The 3,778-nt window shown below is 43.3% G+C and carries 2 protein-coding genes; both read right to left on the bottom strand.

Annotated features, from left to right (window positions below):
- Positions 1-100 precede the first annotated feature (100 nt).
- The gene (gene ppx, locus AB4517_RS22625; protein ID WP_017062532.1) at positions 101-1,612 is read right to left on the bottom strand and encodes an exopolyphosphatase; all 1,512 of its coding nucleotides are present in this window, start codon (positions 1,610-1,612) and stop codon (positions 101-103) included.
- Positions 1,603-3,699: a polyphosphate kinase 1 gene (ppk1, locus tag AB4517_RS22620; RefSeq protein ID WP_017066137.1), complete on the bottom strand. Its 2,097-nt coding sequence runs from the start codon at positions 3,697-3,699 to the stop codon at positions 1,603-1,605. Before ppk1 ends, ppx begins: the two co-directional genes overlap by 10 nt.
- Between the last annotated feature and the right edge of the window lie 79 nt (positions 3,700-3,778).

The raw sequence follows: 3,778 nt of genomic DNA, 5'->3' as shown, positions 1-3,778 counted from the left end.
ACTGAAAATATATTCGGAACCGCCGTATGCGACCCACGCTTGTACGGTGGTGTGAGAGGACGGAGGCCGTGAGGCCTCCTCCTACTCGATTGACTGTTCGTTATTTTAGCTGCAACGACCATTCTGCATTTTTCCAACGTTGTTGCTCTTCTCTGAGCTCATAATCAAGCAGTTGGTTTTGGGCCAACCAATCGCTGTTAGTTCCTTTCAATTCCCAGTTATCCTGTTGTTCAATCGTTAGAGTCACGTCTGGGGCCAGTGCTTGATTTCGCTGACGGTTGAGTAAGATAGCGAGTCTCAATATACGAATCAGCAGGGTGACTTGTTGCTGAGTAAACAGAGAAAGTTCCGGCAAATCTTGTAGTTTGAGCGCTTTTCTTTGATAGCGAACCAATGCTGATATAAGGCGTTGTTGCTCAGTATTAAAGCCTGGCATTGTCGTATGCTTAAGCAGATAAGCCGAATGGCGGTGATAGCCTTGGAATGCAATGCTTTGTCCTACCTCATGAAGTACTGCAGCCCAACCAAGCAGATCATACAGCTCATTAGTGACCGCAGTTGTCACTTGAGGCTGTACTTGTTTCAGCAATGAAAGAGCGAGCACTTTCACTTTCTCGCCATGAGTTACGTCTACATGGTATCGAGAGACGAGCGTTTCGGCAGTTCTTGTTCGAATATCAATATCTTTAAACCTATCCTCCATGTCATAAAGAACGCCTTCTCTCAGGGCACCATCAGAAAAATGTAACTCCTTGATGTCTAGCGTATCCATTGCTGCTGAAAGAATGGTGACGCCTGCAGCAAACACAGGCTTTCTCTCATCACTTAAGCCTGAAAGATTTACGGTGTTGGATGATGAAAACTCACATAAGTGATTCTTTAAATAGGACAGGCGTTGGGGCGTAATGAGACCATCGGTGAACCCTAAGCCAATGAGTACTTCTTTTATTGATTTCGTGCTACCAGATGAGCCAAAAGCGATTTCCCAAGGGGCTTTTGTGTATTCTTCAATCAATGGCATCAATAGACGAGTAGCTGCGGTATAAGCATCTGAGAAGTGTCGCGAAGTTAGCCCTTCGTCAGCAAAGAAACGTTGAGTGAAGTTGACGCATCCCATCGGTAAACTGCGCATAATTAGAGGAGTAAAGCCTTGTCCGGCGACGAGTTCCGTACTCCCTCCACCGATATCAATAACCAACTTAGATTCAGAAGCGGTTTGAGTGTGTTCTGCTCCGTTATAGATTATTCGAGCTTCTTCTTGACCGGAAATGATCTCTATTGGAAAAGGAAACAGTGGCTTGGCTTGCTCTAAGAAGTCTTTAGCGTTTTTGGCTTTTCTTAGGGTATGAGTCGCAACAACTCTGACATCATCAAGCTCAAAATCCGCCAGTCGTTCTGCGAACACCTTGAGGCATTCTAGGCCTCGCTCGATAGCGCTTTCAGATAGGACGTTACGTTCATCCAATCCATCACCTAATCTCACTTTCTGTTTGTGTCTGCTGACTAATTGCAGGTGTTGATCGAATACTCGGGCAACCACCATGTGAAAGCTGTTCGAACCCAAGTCGATAGCGGCAATACATCGAGAATGTTTGTTATCAATTAGCGGCATGATTTCTTCTCTTGTTTGTACTTCTTGCGAGCAAGTTTCTCCATACGTTTAATATAGTGGTAAGTGGAGAGTTGTGACGTCGGGTAATCAAGTAGGTTTGCTGGTGGTTGTGTGTAAGAGTTGCTCATCGCTTGGTCTAGCACTCGAGCTTTGTTGCTGTCATCGAAATGAAACTCGGTGATATCGATAATGGTTTGCTTGATCTTTGGATCTAAAATTGGAGCTGCAACTTCGATGCGGTGATCAAAATTTCGTGTCATCCAGTCAGCGGAAGATATATAGACCTTCGGCTTTCCAGCGTTACCAAATATCATCACTCTCGGATGTTCGAGGAAACGATCGACCACACTGACTATCTCAATATGATCACTGATGTTGGGTATGCCAGGGACAAGAGAGCACATGCCGCGAATGACCATTCTCACTTTTACATTGGCTTGGCTAGCCTGATAGAGCTTTTCAATGATCTCTCGATCGACCAAGTTGTTGAGTTTTAGAGTGATGCTTGCAGGTTTACCTTCTATCGCGTTTTGTATTTCATTATCTATCAATTGGTACAGACGTTTTCTAGTATTCTTTGGTGACACAATCAGTTGCTTGAACTGGGACTTTTGATAAGGGTTTTCAATATACTTAAAGACTTGTCTCACCTCTTGAGTCAAATCTTCATTCGCAGTGAGCAGAGAAAAATCGGTATACACGCGCGCTGTAACTTCATGGAAGTTGCCAGTGCCAATATGGGCATAATGCTCGGTATGCTTGCCTTCTTTTCGTTTGATGAGCAGCAACTTGGAATGGATCTTCAAACTTGGGATGCCATGGATGACTTTTACACCCGCTTCTTGAAGTTTCTTGGTCCATTGAATGTTGGCTTGCTCATCAAAGCGTGCTTGCAGCTCGACAACCACAGTGACCTTTTTGCCATTGTGCGCCGCATCGATGATCGAGCTGAGGAGTTTTGAGCCTTCCGCAACACGGTAAACGTTTATTTTGATGGAGGTTACCTTCGGGTCAAAGGAAGCCTGCCTAACCAGTTCAGTGATGTGACTAAAGGTGTGATAAGGATAATGCAGTAAGATGTCGCGAGCTTTGATCGCTTCGAAATAGTTTGGGTAATGGCTGAAATGCGCGCACTTAATCGCGGGTAGAGGACGATTAACTAAATCACGTCGGTTAAGGCTTGGGAACTCAGAGAAATGTTTGAAGTTATGATAGCGACCACCTGCGATGACACTGTCATAGTCAGACAGTTTAAGTCTGACTTGTAAGAAGTTGAGCATTTCAGTTGGCATTTCAGATTCATAGATCAGACGTATCGGCAGTGCCGTTAAGCGCTGTTCTAAACCTAAAGACATCGATTCTAATAGGTTATTTTCATTGTCCTCTTGCAGATCATAATCGGCATCACGTGTCATTTTTATCGCAAAACAACGCAATGAGTCATACTCAAAGAATCCTTTAAGTAAGTCATCCAAACAAAATCGAACTATATTATCTAACAAGATCAAAGTTGTACGCTGCGAACCCGAAGTTTCCGGTAACTTAACAAATCGAGGGAGTGCTTCTGATGGGATTTCGAGTAAGACATATTGAGATGATGCATCACGCTCGATGTCGATGGCTAAGTAACTTTGTTCATCTTTGAGAATATTAAGTAACTGGCTATCTTCGTTCAAGAGAATCGGAGTTAAGTGTGGCAGCACTTTTTTCTTAAAGTACTTTTTTATCCAGCCACTTTGTTCTTCGCTGATTTGTTGTTCGTTGACCAGAAAAATACGATTGCGTACCAATTCCAATAGCAAGTCGTTATACAGTTCATGGAATTGAGCATCGAGCTTGCTTGCTTTGCTCTGCATTTTAGTCAGTAGGCTTTTCGGCGAGTTGGAGGTTAGCTGTGGATCTTGAAGTAAGATCTTTCGCTTCACATCAGCAAATCGGACTTTGTAAAACTCATCGAGGTTTTTCGAGTAAATACCTAAAAAACGAACTCTTTCGATTAAGGGGACTGACTTATCTGCCGCTTCTTGGAGCACTCTTTCGTTGAAGGATAACCAGCTAAGTTCTTTTGTGACATAGTCTTTTTCCATCGAGATGATAATCCTTGAGTGCTGGCTATAGAGCTGATTACTTTAATTTAGAATGACAAAATTCACAAAATCTATGATC

It is taken from the genome of Vibrio sp. 10N.222.52.C3, assembly GCF_041474195.1.
Taxonomy (GTDB): Bacteria; Pseudomonadota; Gammaproteobacteria; order Enterobacterales; family Vibrionaceae; genus Vibrio; species Vibrio crassostreae_C.
Note: the sequence above shows the minus strand (reverse complement) of the source record. Positions and strands in the feature narration are given on the sequence as shown.

Excerpts from the sequence above, each read along its gene's own strand:
- ppx (WP_017062532.1), bottom strand. The coding sequence starts at position 1,612 with ATGCCGCTAATTGATAACAAACATTCTCGATGTATTGCCGCTATCGAC.
- ppk1 (WP_017066137.1), bottom strand. The coding sequence starts at position 3,699 with ATGGAAAAAGACTATGTCACAAAAGAACTTAGCTGGTTATCCTTCAAC.